The 15,450-nt window shown below is 41.6% G+C and carries 19 protein-coding genes; 5 read left to right on the forward strand and 14 right to left on the reverse strand.

Annotation, left to right across the window (positions count from 1 at the left end; all coding sequences use genetic code 11):
- Positions 1-53 precede the first annotated feature (53 nt).
- Positions 54-1,883 carry a translation elongation factor 4 gene (gene lepA, locus WDJ61_RS12585; protein ID WP_338750228.1) on the reverse strand — a complete coding sequence of 610 codons (1,830 nt, stop codon included), beginning with the start codon at positions 1,881-1,883 and terminating at the stop codon, positions 54-56.
- 66 nt (positions 1,884-1,949) lie between these two features.
- On the opposite strand from lepA, the gene WDJ61_RS12590 reads away from it, so the two are divergent.
- Positions 1,950-2,153, forward strand: a complete 204-nt coding sequence (locus WDJ61_RS12590; protein ID WP_338750230.1) for a hypothetical protein — start codon at positions 1,950-1,952, stop codon at positions 2,151-2,153.
- Between the two features lie 24 nt (positions 2,154-2,177).
- Positions 2,178-2,591 (forward strand): hypothetical protein, encoded by a 414-nt coding sequence (locus tag WDJ61_RS12595; protein ID WP_338750232.1) that lies wholly within the window; start codon positions 2,178-2,180, stop codon positions 2,589-2,591.
- 144 nt (positions 2,592-2,735) lie between these two features.
- Here WDJ61_RS12595 and WDJ61_RS12600 read toward each other — a convergent pair whose 3' ends face one another.
- From WDJ61_RS12600 to gpr, 3 genes are all read right to left on the reverse strand, one after another.
- The gene (locus WDJ61_RS12600) at positions 2,736-3,023 is read right to left on the reverse strand and encodes a hypothetical protein (RefSeq protein ID WP_338750234.1); all 288 of its coding nucleotides are present in this window, start codon (positions 3,021-3,023) and stop codon (positions 2,736-2,738) included.
- Between the two features lie 12 nt (positions 3,024-3,035).
- The gene (gene spoIIP, locus WDJ61_RS12605) at positions 3,036-4,214 is read right to left on the reverse strand and encodes a stage II sporulation protein P (RefSeq protein WP_338750236.1); all 1,179 of its coding nucleotides are present in this window, start codon (positions 4,212-4,214) and stop codon (positions 3,036-3,038) included.
- 69 nt (positions 4,215-4,283) lie between these two features.
- A complete protein-coding gene (gene gpr / locus WDJ61_RS12610) occupies positions 4,284-5,390 on the reverse strand; it encodes a GPR endopeptidase (protein ID WP_338750238.1) in 1,107 nt (368 codons plus the stop codon).
- A 187-nt stretch (positions 5,391-5,577) separates the two neighbouring features.
- Between gpr and rpsT the strand changes: the two genes are divergently transcribed.
- On the forward strand, positions 5,578-5,832 hold the full coding sequence (gene rpsT / locus WDJ61_RS12615) for a 30S ribosomal protein S20 (protein WP_338750240.1): 255 nt from the start codon (positions 5,578-5,580) through the stop codon (positions 5,830-5,832).
- Between the two features lie 140 nt (positions 5,833-5,972).
- Here rpsT and holA read toward each other — a convergent pair whose 3' ends face one another.
- On the reverse strand, positions 5,973-7,004 hold the full coding sequence (gene holA, locus WDJ61_RS12620; protein ID WP_338750243.1) for a DNA polymerase III subunit delta: 1,032 nt from the start codon (positions 7,002-7,004) through the stop codon (positions 5,973-5,975).
- Between the two features lie 284 nt (positions 7,005-7,288).
- Here holA and WDJ61_RS12625 point away from each other — a divergent pair, with 284 nt between their 5' ends.
- Entirely contained in the window at positions 7,289-7,420 is a 132-nt protein-coding gene (locus WDJ61_RS12625) for a YqzM family protein (RefSeq protein ID WP_203361688.1), read from the forward strand.
- A gap of 45 nt (positions 7,421-7,465) precedes the next feature.
- Here the strand turns inward: WDJ61_RS12625 and WDJ61_RS12630 are convergent, their stop codons facing one another.
- The 3 genes from WDJ61_RS12630 to WDJ61_RS12640 all read right to left on the reverse strand — a co-directional run bounded on the left by WDJ61_RS12630 (position 7,466) and on the right by WDJ61_RS12640 (position 10,927).
- Entirely contained in the window at positions 7,466-9,757 is a 2,292-nt protein-coding gene (locus tag WDJ61_RS12630; protein WP_338750248.1) for a DNA internalization-related competence protein ComEC/Rec2, read from the reverse strand.
- A gap of 10 nt (positions 9,758-9,767) precedes the next feature.
- Complete coding sequence (locus WDJ61_RS12635; protein WP_338750250.1) at positions 9,768-10,187, reverse strand: cytidine/deoxycytidylate deaminase family protein; 420 nt, start codon at positions 10,185-10,187, stop codon at positions 9,768-9,770.
- A 71-nt stretch (positions 10,188-10,258) separates the two neighbouring features.
- On the reverse strand, positions 10,259-10,927 hold the full coding sequence (locus WDJ61_RS12640) for a helix-hairpin-helix domain-containing protein (RefSeq protein ID WP_338750252.1): 669 nt from the start codon (positions 10,925-10,927) through the stop codon (positions 10,259-10,261).
- A gap of 225 nt (positions 10,928-11,152) precedes the next feature.
- Between WDJ61_RS12640 and comER the strand changes: the two genes are divergently transcribed.
- A complete protein-coding gene (gene comER, locus WDJ61_RS12645) occupies positions 11,153-11,977 on the forward strand; it encodes a late competence protein ComER (protein WP_338750254.1) in 825 nt (274 codons plus the stop codon).
- A gap of 119 nt (positions 11,978-12,096) precedes the next feature.
- On the opposite strand, the gene WDJ61_RS12650 is transcribed toward comER, so the two are convergent.
- Genes WDJ61_RS12650 through aroE form a run of 6 tightly spaced genes read right to left on the reverse strand, consistent with a single transcriptional unit; the run spans position 12,097 to position 15,450 of the window.
- Positions 12,097-12,837, reverse strand: a complete 741-nt coding sequence (locus WDJ61_RS12650) for a class I SAM-dependent methyltransferase (protein WP_338750256.1) — start codon at positions 12,835-12,837, stop codon at positions 12,097-12,099.
- Positions 12,834-13,190: a ribosome silencing factor gene (gene rsfS / locus WDJ61_RS12655; protein ID WP_094834026.1), complete on the reverse strand. Its 357-nt coding sequence runs from the start codon at positions 13,188-13,190 to the stop codon at positions 12,834-12,836. The genes WDJ61_RS12650 and rsfS overlap by 4 nt, the downstream gene beginning before the upstream one ends.
- Positions 13,190-13,762, reverse strand: coding sequence for a bis(5'-nucleosyl)-tetraphosphatase (symmetrical) YqeK (gene yqeK, locus WDJ61_RS12660; RefSeq protein WP_338750259.1), 573 nt, complete (start codon positions 13,760-13,762; stop codon positions 13,190-13,192). The genes rsfS and yqeK overlap by 1 nt, the downstream gene beginning before the upstream one ends.
- Positions 13,716-14,324 (reverse strand): nicotinate-nucleotide adenylyltransferase, encoded by a 609-nt coding sequence (locus WDJ61_RS12665; protein ID WP_338750261.1) that lies wholly within the window; start codon positions 14,322-14,324, stop codon positions 13,716-13,718. Before WDJ61_RS12665 ends, yqeK begins: the two co-directional genes overlap by 47 nt.
- Positions 14,321-14,614 (reverse strand): ribosome assembly RNA-binding protein YhbY, encoded by a 294-nt coding sequence (gene yhbY / locus WDJ61_RS12670; protein WP_338750263.1) that lies wholly within the window; start codon positions 14,612-14,614, stop codon positions 14,321-14,323. The genes WDJ61_RS12665 and yhbY overlap by 4 nt, the downstream gene beginning before the upstream one ends.
- Positions 14,608-15,450: a shikimate dehydrogenase gene (aroE, locus tag WDJ61_RS12675; RefSeq protein ID WP_338750265.1), complete on the reverse strand. Its 843-nt coding sequence runs from the start codon at positions 15,448-15,450 to the stop codon at positions 14,608-14,610. The genes yhbY and aroE overlap by 7 nt, the downstream gene beginning before the upstream one ends.

Genomic DNA, 15,450 nt, shown 5'->3' on the forward strand with positions numbered 1-15,450 from the left:
CTAACATAACAAGAAAAAGGGTCAGCTGTTACGCTTTCCCTTTCCCTCATCAATTATTTATTTGGTTCGTCCATTTTCAAAACAGCCATGAAAGCTTCTTGCGGCACTTCAACAGATCCAACTTGCTTCATCCGCTTCTTACCTTCTTTCTGCTTCTCAAGCAACTTACGTTTACGGGAAATATCCCCACCGTAACATTTAGCTAATACATTTTTTCCCATGGACTTGATCGTTGAACGCGCAACAATTTTTTGACCAATCGCCGCTTGAACAGGTACCTCAAACTGCTGTCTTGGGATCAATTCCTTCAGCTTCTCTACAATGACTTTTCCGCGCTCATAAGCAAAGTCACGATGAACGATAAAGCTTAACGCATCGACCTTTTCAGCATTTAATAAAATATCCATTTTCACAAGCTTCGACGGCTTATAGCCAATAAGCTCATAATCAAATGAAGCATAGCCTTTTGTATTAGACTTCAGCTGATCGAAGAAATCATAAACGATTTCCGACAGCGGAATTTCATACACAACATTCACGCGAATTTCATCCATATATTGCATATCGATGAAGATTCCTCGTTTTCCTTGTGCCAGTTCCATTACCGCTCCAACATAATCATTTGGTACCATAATAGACGCTTTTACATAAGGCTCTTCTACGCTATCAATTTTTTGTGGGTCAGGCATATTAGACGGGTTGTCGACAGCGACTTCCTCACCGTTTGTCATTTTTACTTGATAAATAACGCTTGGCGCTGTCGTAATTAAATCAATTTTAAATTCACGTTCGATACGCTCCTGAATAATTTCCATATGGAGCAAGCCTAAGAAACCACAACGGAAACCAAAGCCTAAAGCTTGTGATGTTTCCGGCTCGAACTGTAGGGCAGAATCATTTAACTCAAGCTTTTCAAGTGCATCTCTCAAATCGTTAAATTTGGAAGAATCAATTGGGTATAATCCACAGTACACCATTGGGTTCAGCTTTCGATATCCAGGTAAAGCTTCTTGTGCCGGATTTTTCGCTGAAGTGATCGTATCCCCAACACTTGTATCTCCCACATTTTTAATAGCAGCTGTTAAAAAGCCTACGTCACCGACTGTTAGTTCATCACGAGCAGTCGTTTTCGGCGTAAACACTCCAACCTCTGTCACATCAAATTCTTTTCCAGTCGACATCATTTTAATTCGATCGCCTACTTTGACCGTTCCATCAACAATACGAATGTAAGCGACAACTCCTCGATACGCATCAAACATCGAGTCAAAAATAAGCGCTTTTAATGGAGCTGATGGATCTCCCTGTGGAGCTGGTACCTTTTCGACAATTTGCTCTAATATCTCTTCAATCCCGATTCCCGCTTTTGCGGAAGCAAGCACTGCCTCTGAAGCATCAAGACCAATGACGTCTTCCACCTCTTGACGTACGCGCTCTGGTTCCGCTGCTGGCAAGTCGATTTTATTAATAACCGGAAGGATTTCCAAGTCATTATCTAGGGCAAGATACACATTCGCTAACGTTTGTGCTTCAATCCCTTGAGCGGCGTCGACAACTAAAATCGCCCCTTCACAGGCAGCTAAACTTCGAGATACTTCATACGTAAAGTCGACGTGTCCCGGTGTATCAATTAAGTGAAAAATATATTCTTCTCCATCTTTTTCCTTATATGTTAATTGGACTGCATTTAATTTAATCGTAATGCCGCGCTCTCTCTCTAAATCCATCGAATCAAGCAGCTGGCTTTTCATTTCACGAGCAGTCAACGCCTGAGTTTTCTCTAAAATTCGGTCTGCTAACGTAGACTTCCCATGATCAATATGAGCAATAATCGAGAAGTTTCGAATACGCTCTTGTCTCTTTAATCTCTCTTCATGATTCATACTTTCACCTTCTCCTGTTAGTCGGCACAATTACACTAGCATTGATTATATCAGCCCCAAAAGCAAATGACAACGAAAAGCGGAAGGCGCTGTTTAGCGACGTATGGACTGGAGCGAGCCGATCGAGATAAAGGAAACACGATGAACGTTAGTGAATCGATGTTGACTTATCGCAAGGAGGAGGGCGGAAGTACACTAGTCGCTAGCGCCTGGAGCTGGACAATGCGAAAAGCGGAAGGCGCTTGTTCAGCGACGTATGGACTGGAGTGAGCCGATCGAGATAAAGGAAACACGATGAACGTTAGTGAATCGATGTTGACTTATCGCAAGGAGGAGGGCGGAAGTACACTAGTCGCTAGCGCCTGGAGCTGGACAATGCGAAAAGCGGAAGGCGCTTGTTCAGCGACGTATGGACTGGAGCCATCCGATCGAGATAAAGGAAACACGATGAACGTTAGTGAATCGATGTTGACTTATCGCAAGGAGGAGGGCGGAAGTACACTAGTCGCTAGCGCCTGGAGCTGGACAATGCGAAAAGCGGAAGGCGCTTGTTCAGCGACGTATGGACTGGAGCCATCCGATCGAGATAAAGGAAACACGATGAACGTTAGTGAATCGATGTTGACTTATCGCAAGGAGGAGGGCGGAAGTACACTAGTCGCTAGCGCCTGGAGCTGGACAATGCGAAAAGCGGAAGCAGCCGTTTAGACTCGGCAGACATAAGATGGACCGCTGAAGTGGCGTTCTTTGCCACACAGGCGGGACGGCTTATGTCCGAGAGTCTGGCTGCTGGAGCTGGACAACGAAAAACAGAAAAACCCGCCTAATCATCGAAAGCGGGTTGGCGAGTCTTTATCCATCGAATATTGTGGTTGTCACCACGGTCACCGTTTCAGCAATGGATTGACCAAAAGCAGAAAATAGATTGATCGCTCCTTCTTCTTCTAGCTTAGCTTGTTTTTCTGCTAAATCTTGCTGTGCGACATCTCGATCTATCCAAGTTTGTGGACGATCGACATGGAGAGCCACCTCTCTGTCATTGACTGGCTCTTTTTCCTCGTTATCTTGAAAGATGCCAATCAACATTCCTAAAAAAAATACGGAAGTCACTAAATAAATTTTTAGCAAAAAGGCTTTCATTTTTCTTCCTTTCTAATCGGCAGGGCCTTGAACCGCTTCAGCTTCCCAGTAATATTCCGCAAACACATCGGCAAAAGCATTAGCCGTCCGATTTAATTCTTCATAAGTATTATCCACTCCTCCAAATTCGAGAAGTAACGCATTTTCGGACAAATCCTGATTGTATTTTCCATTTGTCTTTTTACCTCGTTTTAAAATAACTCCCCTTGAAAGTCCTTTATATTTTTGTTCGATGCGATTATGCAATTCTGTTGCTAGCTTAACGTTTTTCTCATAATTCGCATGCTCCCCACCGATCACAAAGAATAACTTGGCATAACTTTCTCCGTTGATCGTTGTTGTCGTTACTTGTTTCCGCTGTGAATCGCGGTGAATATCAATGAAATATTGCAAATCTTGATTATTGGTCTGTGCTGAAGTAACAACCTCACGTGATTGTTGATAAGATTGATTGTAGCCTCTTCCTAACTGTTCAAGCTTTGCAACTATATCTGTTTTATCAATCGCTGTTCCAATACCTTTGTGTTCAAGAGCAACTTTTATCATTTCGCCTACTTTTGTCACATTCACCGAAGAATGTTGGGCCGAATCTGGAGAAGAAACACCTGCAAGCAACGGTAAATACGACTCTCTTGTATGTGTAAAATACATGAACACTCGTTCTTTCCCATTTGTTGTCATTGTTGGTGGCGAACTCAGCTTATCCTTCTTAATGTCTGGAGGATTCTTAGCAAGCGGTGCATCATTTTGCTTTTCTAACACTTCACCTGACGGCCCAGATTCAATCGGCATATTCAAATAGTTCGTTCCTTCTCCTGCTACTAAAATTTGTCCGTCATAAATAGAAAACCCCGGTACTTCCCTACTTAAAAAGCTCCTTGGATCTTGGAAACGAACATTGGTAGCATACCTAAAAGCTATTTCGCCTAATGAAGGTGGTTTCACATTTCTAGGTGCATACGTAGTGAACATTCTATTCTCTAACGTATACAAGTAGTAAAGCGCTTCACCTTTCACATGCTCTGTTGCTTCATTGACGGAATGAGAAGAAATTCGATAATTATAAGCTAGAGAGGTCAATAATCCGACAACTGAAAAAAGTGAAAGGAGAGAGATCGTTAACAACATCATACCCTTTAAGATCGTTGACAAGTTGATAGACAAAATATAATTCGGCTGCGTCCCCTTCATTGCTCCACCCTTTCTACTAAAGTCTTGTACTATACGTATGACAATAGAGAAAGAAGCAGAACCAATAGTTTACTTCGTGAAAAAGCCGGCATTTTGCTGATCAATCGCTGGATGAAGAGCCGCATTTAAGCTGTTCGCCAAAAGATTCGCTGTGTCTTCCATAAATAAATCAATTTCTTTTGGTGTGACCATTAAATTATGACCTAGTGGTGCTAGCACTTCATGAATAAGTTGCCGCTTTTCTTCTTCTTGCAGCACACCAATCATTCCGAGAAAGGAACGTCGTTTTTCTTCATTCGGAAGGTGCTCATCCGTTAGCTTCTCACGCTTTCCAAACGAAAATCCCCCTGGAGCCAAAGCGCTTGATGGTCGTTTTCCCTCAGTTATTTCTTTTCCTAAATGCTTCAAAATATAGTCAATCGTATCACTCGTAATCGATACGGCATCAACAACCGTCGGCACCCCAATCGCAATCACTGGAATCCCTAACGTTTTCTCACTAATTTCTTTTCGCTTATTCCCTACACCTGCCCCGGGATGTATCCCACTATCTGATACTTGCACTGTGGCATTTACTCGTTCGATGGAGCGTGAAGCGAGGGCATCTACGACAATGATAAAATCAGGCTTTGACCTTTCCACGACCCCAAAAACGATATCGCTTGTCTCAATTCCCGTCATCCCCATTACACCAGGCACGAGAGAACTAACCGGCCGATATCCTTCCTCGACGTTTTCAGGCTGAAGCTCAAACAAATGCCTCGTCACCATCACAGAGCTACAGACGAGTGGACCAAGAGCATCTGGAGTCACATCGCTGTTACCAAGTCCAACAACTAAGCAACTAGCTCCTTCTTGGATCCCCTTCTGTTTTAAAAAATCCGATAACTCAGCGGCTAATACTTTTTCTACTTCATGCTGATGAGTCGTATCATGACTTCGAATCCCTTGAGATTCCACCGTCAAATACTGCCCCACTTTTTTCCCTGTTGTTTTCTCCCCTTCTTCATCAATCGTCACATTGGTAATCTTGATACCGTCCACTTCTCGTTCTTCTGTCCACACACCTGGTAATTCCTCGATTTGACCTTGTCGCTCTTGCGCCATGACCCTTGCTTCAACCGCCAAATCGGTTCGAACCTGGTAAACATCTAAATTAATTGACTTCTCTTCCATCGAAGTGATCTCCCTTCCATTCATGTTATTTTTCAGTTTACCCGACTGTGTAAAAGTTCATTCCTTGACACAAAATCCGAATGTAAGTATTGCAATCTAGCGCCTCGTTTGATAGAATAACTTTTGTTCTTTAATTGTGAAAATCGAGCAATAAATAGAATCTCGATCGTTTTAGGAGGTGACAGGAATGCCAAATATTAAATCTGCCATCAAACGCGTAAAAACTATTCAAAAACGTACTGAGCAAAACTCTCAAGTGAAATCAGCTATGCGTACAGCTGTAAAGAAATTTGAAGTAGCGGTTGCTAACAACGAAGATAACGCGAAAGTACTTTTAACTGAAGCAGTAAGCAGCCTTGATAAAGCAGCAGCAAAAGGATTAATCCACAAAAACACTGCTAACCGTACAAAAGGCCGTCTTATGAAAAAGCTAAACGCTTAATAGCAAAAAGGGTTCGTCTCAACACTTATGAGACGAACCCTTTTCTGCACCGAAAGCGAAGCAACAGGTGCAAAAAAACTAATTTAGAAGGAGATGTCCCAAAAGTTTGCGACGCACACTTTTGGGACATCTCCTTCTTATTATTTACACTTTGTCATTATTCCTTGTAATTGAAATAAAAACATTTCAATAATCATCTCTTTTGCCATCCCGCTTGATTTCATTTGCAAATCACTATCCGCCAGCTTCTTGATAATATAAACAAGCTGTTCATCTGTGAAATTCCGTGCTTGCCCAGCTGCTAGCTTGACCCGAAAAGGGTGTACCTTCAAAAAGCCCGCTATTTGCTGCTGTCCATACCCTTTTCTTGACAATTCTTTCGTCTGATAAATAAGACGAAATTGCGAGGCAATCAACGAAAGAATTTTAATCGGCTCCTCATTTAACTTCAGTAAATCATAATAAATTCGAAACGCTTCTTCTATTTTTCCTGTAACAATCCGATCCACTAGTGAAAAAATGTCTTGCTCAAGTGATCGAGCGGTCAGCTTGTCTACCATCTCCTTTGTAATCCGTTTCTTTCCTTGTGCATAAAGCGATAACTTATCGAGTTCTGACGTCAACATCATTAAATTTGTACCAGCAAGCGCTAGTAAATGCTCAAGTGCTTCTTCATCCATTTCAACATGATGGCTTTTCGCTCGGTCTCGAAGCCACCCTTTCAATTCTTTTTCACCAAGCTTTTTTGCTTCTAGTACGGCAGCTTCTTTTTTTAATAGTTTCGTTAGCTTCTTTCGCTCATCTAGCTTTTCATAGGGGGCTAGCAACACTAGAATCGTATACGGAGCCGGGTCTTTTATGTACTGCTCAAACTTCTGCAAATTATGCTCGACCTTTTCTTTCGTTCGTTCAGCCGTCAAAAACGTCGGATGATTTAAAAACACAACTTTCCTTTCTCCCATAAATGGAAACGTTTCTGCTTCCTCTAAAGCTGTCTCCACAGATGTTTCCTCTAAATCATATAGGGCGAAGTTAAAATCCATCTCCTCTTCCGTCAACGCGTTGGCAATCAGCTTTTGCTTCGTTTCATTGATTAAAAAATCTTCTTTTCCATATAATAAATAAACAGAGGCAAACTGTTTTTGTTCAATTTCTTTCCAAATTGGTATCAAGGGCTTTTTCTCTCCATTTTCGTTTGATACTATTTATGTTAAAAAAGCCTGATCCATTTGACAAGGGGAAACTGATCCAGGAGCCTCCCCTTGAGATCTATATGAACGCCAACAATGATGTCCCGGAAACAGCTTTGCTGACGGTGATCGCGTCTTACTTGTATTTTCACCGAATTTGTGAAATTTATCGAAGTTAACTCTTGTCAGCACAGGAAATTGTCAAGAGAAGTCTAGATTTTTCAGAAATGATCGTCTATACTAGAATGGAAATAGGAGGGGTAGTTGTGAACGAATTTGAAAAAAATGTCCAATCAAAGCGTAATGACGCAGTAGATTCCGGTGTTGGATTTATCGTTTCTTTCGGTTTCTTTGCTACAATGTTTATTATTGCAACAGCTATCAAAATGATCGGATAACTTTGTGTGAGAAGCTCGCCACTCGGCGAGCTTCTTTCTTTTATTTTACGGAATACATGTAGAAAATGTGCCTTGCCTGCCACGAAAAGTATAAGTAATCTCTCCGTGAAGATCCGTTCTCCATATTTTCACTTGATGCTCATGAAGCCGCTGAACCACTTCTCGATGTGGATGTCCATAACGATTTTTTCTGCCGACAGAGATAATACCATATTCAGGCGTCGTTTCAGCGACAAATTCCTCAGCTGTCGATGTTTTACTTCCATGATGGCCGAGTTTGACAAAATCAACATCCATATCGAAGCGATCCACCATCTTTTTTTCCGCATGGACCTCGGCATCCCCAGTAAATAACCACTTTTTCCCGCCTATTTGAGCATATAATACAAGGGAATCATCATTGCCTTCATATTGATCATCTTCCGGCGATAAAAATTGAAAAAAAGACTCTTCAGCTTGCCAGCTCTCTTTAAATGTGCCGTAGCGAACAGGAACATGAAACCTCTTCGCTTGTTCGATCGTTTGTTGCATCACTGGTTTCACCTCAGAGCCTGGACTAATAATCACTTCTTTTATCTCCATGTAAGGAAACAGTTCGGTCGCTGAACCAATATGATCATAATCACTATGGGTTAAAATGAGCTTATCAATTCGAGTGATGCCCATACTTTTAAAATAAGGTAACAACACATCTTCACCAATGGTAAAATCCCTTCTTTGCTTCTGCCACTCCTCTTTATGAAAGGGAAGTACTCCTCCTGTATCAATCAAATAATTCCCTTGATTAAAGGGCAATTTAATGAATGTTGCATCCCCTTGGCCAATATCAATAAACGTCACCTCTCCTTTTGGCGAATACGTTTGTGCGATGATTTGAGCACTCACTGCAAAGGTCAGCATCAAAAATACCGGCTGTAACCTTTTCGATTTTTCCCAATACAAAAAGGCAACAAGACCAATACAAAAGGAACACACGAAAAAGAGAGGCATCGGACGACCTGTCACAACAACAGCAAACGGCCATGCACTCACTTTCATCGCTGCCTCGTCCACCCGACTTAACATCTCACCTAATGGCGACAAAAGGGACAATATAGGCGGAAACGTAAAACTAAGAATATAAATCACAAGAAGACAAGGTAAAAGGAGAAAAGAATAAAAAGGAACAAAAAACAAGTTCGCGACAAACGAATAAATCGAGATTTCAAAAAAATGATACATCATCACCGGTAAGCCAGCAATTTGAGATACAGTGGTGATAGCAAACATTTTTCCAAGAAAAGATGTTGGATAGGATAAAATCGACTGAGAGGAAAGAATAAGTGAGAAGCTAACGAGATAGGAAAGTTGAAATCCTACTTGATAAAGAAAATATGGATCATACATGAGGACGAGCAAAAAGCTGAGGCTTAGCGCATCAAGAGGGGTGAACTTCCGTTGAAATCGAATCGCAAGCAAAATAAGAATAGTCATTAAACAAGCTCGAACGACAGGAGGCGATCCACCAGCAAGTAGAGCATAAACAGGTAGCACAGTCAATAAGATGACTTGCGACCGCTCTTTCGTCACGCCTATTCGAATGAGAAAATAATATAAAAAAGTAGTCATTAAGCCGACATGAAGTCCCGAAATGGCTAATAAATGAATAATTCCTAGCCGCTGATACGCTTTTGTTATTTCTTCTTCCGCTAGCGTTCGGTCACCAAACAATAAAGCAGCGGCAGTGGATTGTAAACTCTCCGGAAACATTTCTTTTATATGATCAATTCCTTTAGCGCGCCACAAGAAAATTTTTTGTTGCACAGAAAGCTTCGGCTGATAACAAGAGGATAAAGAAAGACGGTTTACTTTCATTTGCCAAAAAATATGTTGATTGGCCAAAAAGCTTCGATAATTAAATCCATGGCGATTACGTGCCTCTGCTGGTAGCTCTAGCGTGCCTGAAATGTCACATATCGTTCCCGGCAACAGCTGCTTCAGCTTGTTTGCTTCTTCCTGTGAAGAAAGCTTATAACTCAAACGCAGCTTTTCATCCGTAGCAGATATGACCGTTGCTTTTAATCGATCTCCATCTATGACCGTATCTTCTGTGAACGACACTCGAAACGTCTCTTCATCACCTGTATAGGTAGAATGATGTTGCTTTTCATAAAATTGACCGACAAAAAACGCCAGAATCGCAGAAACGAGCATGATTTGCTTCATCCGTCCTGCTAATCGTATGAATAGATAAAGTGCTAGCACTGTGAGAAATAGTCGGACACTCCCTAAAGAAGGAAGTGCCCACACCATTCCTACTAACGAAAACAACGCGACATAAATGATTTTTCCGCGCATACAGCCTCCCTTAATTCAGTTTTGGCAAATGCTTCACTTCAATCCCCTTCAAAAAGTGCTGATTCCATTTATTTGGATAGGCATGACGATAAATAATTCGTTGAATGCCAGCTTGTGCTAAAGTCTTCGCGCAGTTTTCACAAGGCTCATGGGTAACGTAAGCAGCGGCTCCCTTTAATCGATCTCGATCGGCATGAAGAACGGCATTTAGTTCCGCATGCAGACAGCGAATACATCTTTTTTCATCGGACAATAGACAACCTTCTTCGTCACAATGCTCATGCCCATGGATTGATCCGTTATATCCCGTTGCTACAATATGCTTGTCCTTTACAATGACACAACCCACATGCAGACGATTACACGTCGAACGCGTCGATACAACCTCCGCAATATCTAAAAAATATTCATCCCAGCTTTTTCTGCTCATTCTTACTCCACTCTTTCTAGAAAATTCTTTTCTTTAGTTTAGCGAGAAAAAAAGGGGATCGTCAACGAATTTTAATTAATAGTGATTAGTGGTTGCAATTTCTCAAATGTTTTGTCACCGATGCCAGTCACATTTTTCAAATCTTCCGGTTGAGCAAACGCCCCTGTCGTTTCTCGATAATCAATAATCGCCTGAGCTTTCGCCTCCCCTATCCCTGGAAGCTCCTGCAATTCGGCAGACGTCGCTGTATTAATATTGATTCCCCCTCCTTGCTCAGCGCCACTTGAACTAGCTGTTTGCGCGCCACTAGACACTCCGCTAGTACCTGGAGCAGTGGCAGCTTGAACGGGCGGCTCCTCCCCTACTTTTGGAATGTAGATCACCATTTCATCTTGGAGCTTTTGAGCTAAATTGACTGTCGTACGATCTGCTTCTTTTTGAAACCCTCCTGCTTTAGCTACCGCATCATTGATTCGCTCCTCACTAGATAAGGAGTAAATACCAGGCATTTTGACTGCCCCTTTAATGTCTACCGTAACGGTTTGAGGCTGCTCGGGAGCTTTCACTTCTGTTGGAGCAGTCGTCACTTTCTCTTGCAACGGCGGTGTAGCCTCCTCAATGGCAAATGGTTCAGGTGGAGGTTCCTCCTCCTCTGATAACTGATACAACCCAAACACACAAACACCAGCGGCAATTAAAGCGTGTGTTTTATACTTTTCAAGCCATGCTTTCACATCCACTCTTTACACCTCTTTTGCATAAACTTTTTTTAACAACATACATTGTAAAAGCCGTATTTCTATAAAGTGAAACTTCAGTCAGTGGGGGTTTTCTTCACCCCCCACTGATTGTTAGTTGAACCAATCGGGCGTTTACTCCCCCCACCTACATGCCTGCGTTTCTTCTGCCATGTTAAAGTGGGGGGATCTTACAGCCCGTTAATGCGGGATAAAGGGGGGAAACCAATGAAAACGGGAGTCATCGGAACTGGTAATATGGGAGAAATCTTAATTCATGCGCTGATCGATTCAAACGCCATTGCAGCTACTGACTTATTCATCATTAATCGCACTGTGGAAAAAACAAAGCGCATCCAAATAAAGCATCCTCAAGTCACTATTTGTGATTCCATTGCTGATTTGGTACAAATTTGTGATCGTGTGTTTATCTGTGTGAAGCCTCACGACATTTTTCCAATGCTTAATGAAGTAAAGCATTTATTTCGGCCATCACAATGCGCTATTTCGATTACAAGTCCTGTTAGCACGGCTCAATTGGAATCCATTCTTCCTTGTTCATGTATTCGAATGATTCCTAGCATTACAAACAAAGTGCTTTCAGGAGCTGTCTTATATACATTCGGTGAAAAATGTCAAACCAACTGGAAAGTGAAAATGAAGGAAACGATGAGGTGTATCAGTAGTGATGCCGTGGAAATTGAAGAATCCATCACGCGAGCCGCTTCGGATCTCGTGAGCTGCGGACCAGCCTTTCTCAGCTTTTTAACTCGGAAGTTTATTGAAGGAGCAGAAACAACAGGAATGAACGCAAAAACAGCAGAAACATTAGCGGAATGCATGTTAATAGGGCTAGGAGAACTGTTTAAACAGAAAGAATATACATTAGCAGAGCTAGAAGAAAAAGTGTGTGTCAAAGGCGGTGTCACTGGAAAAGGAATTGAAGTATTAGAAGCAGAAGTGGGAGAGATGTTCACTAAATTGTTCCAAGCCACCCATAAGAAGTTTGCGGACGACAAACAAGAAACAACTGCGCAATTTGGAATCACATAACTTATTCGCTATGTATACGAAAAAACCTTTTTATTTACAAAATTTTTTTACATCATGAAAGCTCTCGATAACGACCACATAGATCAGCCGTTATCGAGAGCTTTCTATTCACTATCACTTTATTTTTTTTGAGCGACAAAAAAGATTCGCTCACTTTCCTTTTTAGGGGAATGGTCTGTAAAGTCGGCTGTTATGTGTAGCATCTCAAAACCAGCCTGTTCGAGCCACGATGTATATTGTTCAGGCTCAAACGTTCGTTGAGTGTGCAACTCATCAAACCGTTCATATTGCTCGCTCGATTCATCAAGGGCAAAAAACGTTAACTCGTGCTCTACACTGTTAGGCATGTCTCCTTCAAAGCAATTCCAAATATAGGAGACCTCATCATCCGTAGAGGTAAAGGTTCCATCGGTAAAAATGTGATGTATTTTGTAAAGCGAGTGCACATCAAATAAGAAAAGTCCTCCTGCTTCTAAATGAGTGTGAACGAGGCGAAAGGTTTGTTTCACATCCTCTTCACTTTTTAAATAGTTCAAGGAGTCACAAAAAATGGTCACTGCATTATATGTACCAAGCCCGTCTAATTCTCGCATATCTTGCTGATAGAGCGGAAAGGACAAACCTTTTTCAGCCGCTTTTTCCCGAGCCATCATTAACATATCTTCAGATAAATCAACGCCCGTCACATTCCAGCCAGCCGCTGCCAATCTCCATGTTAATTCACCTGTTCCACAAGCCAAATCGAGCACTTTTTTCCCGGTCACACTCTTTGTGTGCCGTTCAAAAAAATGAAGCCATTCCTCATAAGGAACATCTTGCATTAAAAAATCATACACGTAGGCAAAGCGCTGATAGGTCATGCAAGCAGCTCGCTCTCGACGTCGATTTGCGGCGCATCTCCCCATAGTCGTTCCAAATTATAATACACGCGTTCATCACGATGGAACACATGAACGACCACATCACCAATATCAATTAGTACCCAGCGTGCTTCATCAAAGCCTTCCATTCGTTTAATTGTGTATCCAAGCTCTTCCGCCTGATCCTTTACCTCTCTAGCAATCGCTTGCACTTGTTTGTCAGAATTCCCATGACAAATCATAAAGTAATCCGTAATTAAAGAAATGCCTTGCATATTTAACACGACAATATGTTCTGCACGTTTATCATCTGCCGCCTTAGCGACACGTTGTAAAATTTCAGGTTGACCCATTAACAGTTTTCCTCCTTCTTTTTCGTTAAATCATTATACGTATCAAAAGTATCCGGGAATATCGGCTGATTTCTTTTCATTAAAAATTTAATCGTATTTTTCACTGCTTTAATCACAGCTGCATCCAAATCTTCTTTCGCTAATTCTCGCACTTTCTCTACTTTTGGAAAATGACGACCTGGTTCGATATAATCCGCTAAATACACGACTTTTTCAAGGAGCGTCATCCCGACTCTTCCAGATGTATGATAACGAATGGCGTCTAGCACTTCTTCATCGTCAATCCCTACCTCTGTTTGCACTAAATAGGCACCCACCGGAGCATGCCACAGCTCAGAATGGAAAGAAAGTAAACGCAGGTCCATCCCTTCTCTTTTGATAATTGCAGCCATTTCATCTTTTGGACGAAATTTTGCATAGTCATGAAAAATAGCTGCCATCTCTGCTTTTTGCGGATCCGCTCCATATTTTTCCGCTAACTCAATAGCTGTATTCATGACACCTAATGTGTGATTATAGCGATGTTCAGTGATCTGCTCTTTTACAATCTTTAATGCCTGTTCTCGGTTCATATAACTGATTCTCCTTTATATAGGCAATCACTTTTTCTGGCAGCAAATACCGTAAAGTTCCACTCATTGCTGCTTTTTGTCTAAGCAGGCTTGATGAGAGATGGATTTCAGGTGTGTCAATTAATAGAACAGGATAAGGCGTGTCCACTGAATACTCCGGACGTCGAACACCAACAAATTTCACTAGCTGGCATAGTTCATCTACCTTATACCACTTGGGCAAATATTCAATCATATCGCCACCGATAATAAAATAAAAATCGGTCTCCGGCTCTCGCTCTTTCAATAGCTTGATCGTGTCATATGTATAAGATTTCCCATCACGTTCCATTTCAATCAGCTCTAGTTGAAACTTCGGATGATCGTCTATAGCAACGGACAACATGCGCACACGATCCTCCTCTGACACACCTTCATCCATCTGTTTATGAGGAGGTGTTTTATTTGGCATGAAACGAATCTCATCGAGTTCGAGCGCTTCAAGTACCTCATTGGCAATAATAAGATGACCGACATGAGGGGGGTTAAAGGTTCCCCCTAAAAGGCCAATTTTCTTTCTCATTTTGGCAGCACAAGTTGCTTATTTTCTCTTGATTCCTTATACAAAATAATGATATTTCCAATAATTTGTACAATTTCAGCTTTTGCACCTTTCGCGATGCTTTGTGCCACTTCTTGCTTATCTTCGTCACAGTTTTGTAAAATGCTGACTTTCATTAATTCGCGAGCTTCAAGTGCCTCACCAATTTGTTTAATCATGTTGTCATTGACTCCGCCTTTTCCCACTTGAAAAATAGGGTCTAAATGATGTGCCTCTGCACGTAAAAATCTTTTTTGTTTACCTGTTAACATGTTTTTCCTCCTAATTGTTGCAACACAATTTTTTCCATTTTTTGGACATCCGGAAAAAAACCTGTCCATTTCTCAAACGCAAGCGCTCCTTGATACACAAACATTTTCAATCCGTTTTGCGTATAAGCCCCTTGCTTTTTTGCTTCTTTTAATAATTTTGTTTCTAATGGATTATAAATAATATCAGAAACAAAAGCCATAGACTTTAACGAATGAAGTGCGATCGGAATTTCCTCTGTTTGCGGAGCCATGCCAATTGATGTTGTCTGAATAATGACATCATATGTTCCTAGAGTTTCCTCCGCCTCCGTTAAAGATAACACCGTTCCTTCTACTAAATAAGGACAGTTTTCTACCATCACTTTCGCTTTTTCCGGTGTTCGATTGGCAATGGTGATTCGCTTCACACCTTCTGACGCTAATGTATAAAAAATGGCGCGGGCCGCTCCTCCTGCCCCAATCACCAACACGTGCTGATCTTCTAATGTACCGGGATATTCTTCACGAAGAGCGCGAACATAGCCTAATCCATCCGTATTATAACCGACCCATTGATGATTCTCGCGCACAACGGTATTCACCGCACCAATCGCTTTCGCTAATGGATCCACTTTATCAAGAAGGGGAATAATCGCTGTTTTATGTGGAATCGTTACATTAAAACCTTCCACTCCAATTGCTTTCATTCCTTTAATCGCATCAGCTAGATCATCAGGCTTGATATGAAAGGGGTGATAGTATCCGTCAACACCAAGAGCTGCAAACGCCGAATTATGCATCACAGGCGACATCGAATGAGCAATCGGGTCACCGATCACACCAAATAATTTTTTCAT

Origin of the sequence: Bacillus sp. FJAT-52991, assembly GCF_037201805.1 — a bacterium.
GTDB classification, from domain to species: domain Bacteria; phylum Bacillota; class Bacilli; order Bacillales; family Domibacillaceae; genus Bacillus_CE; species Bacillus_CE kandeliae.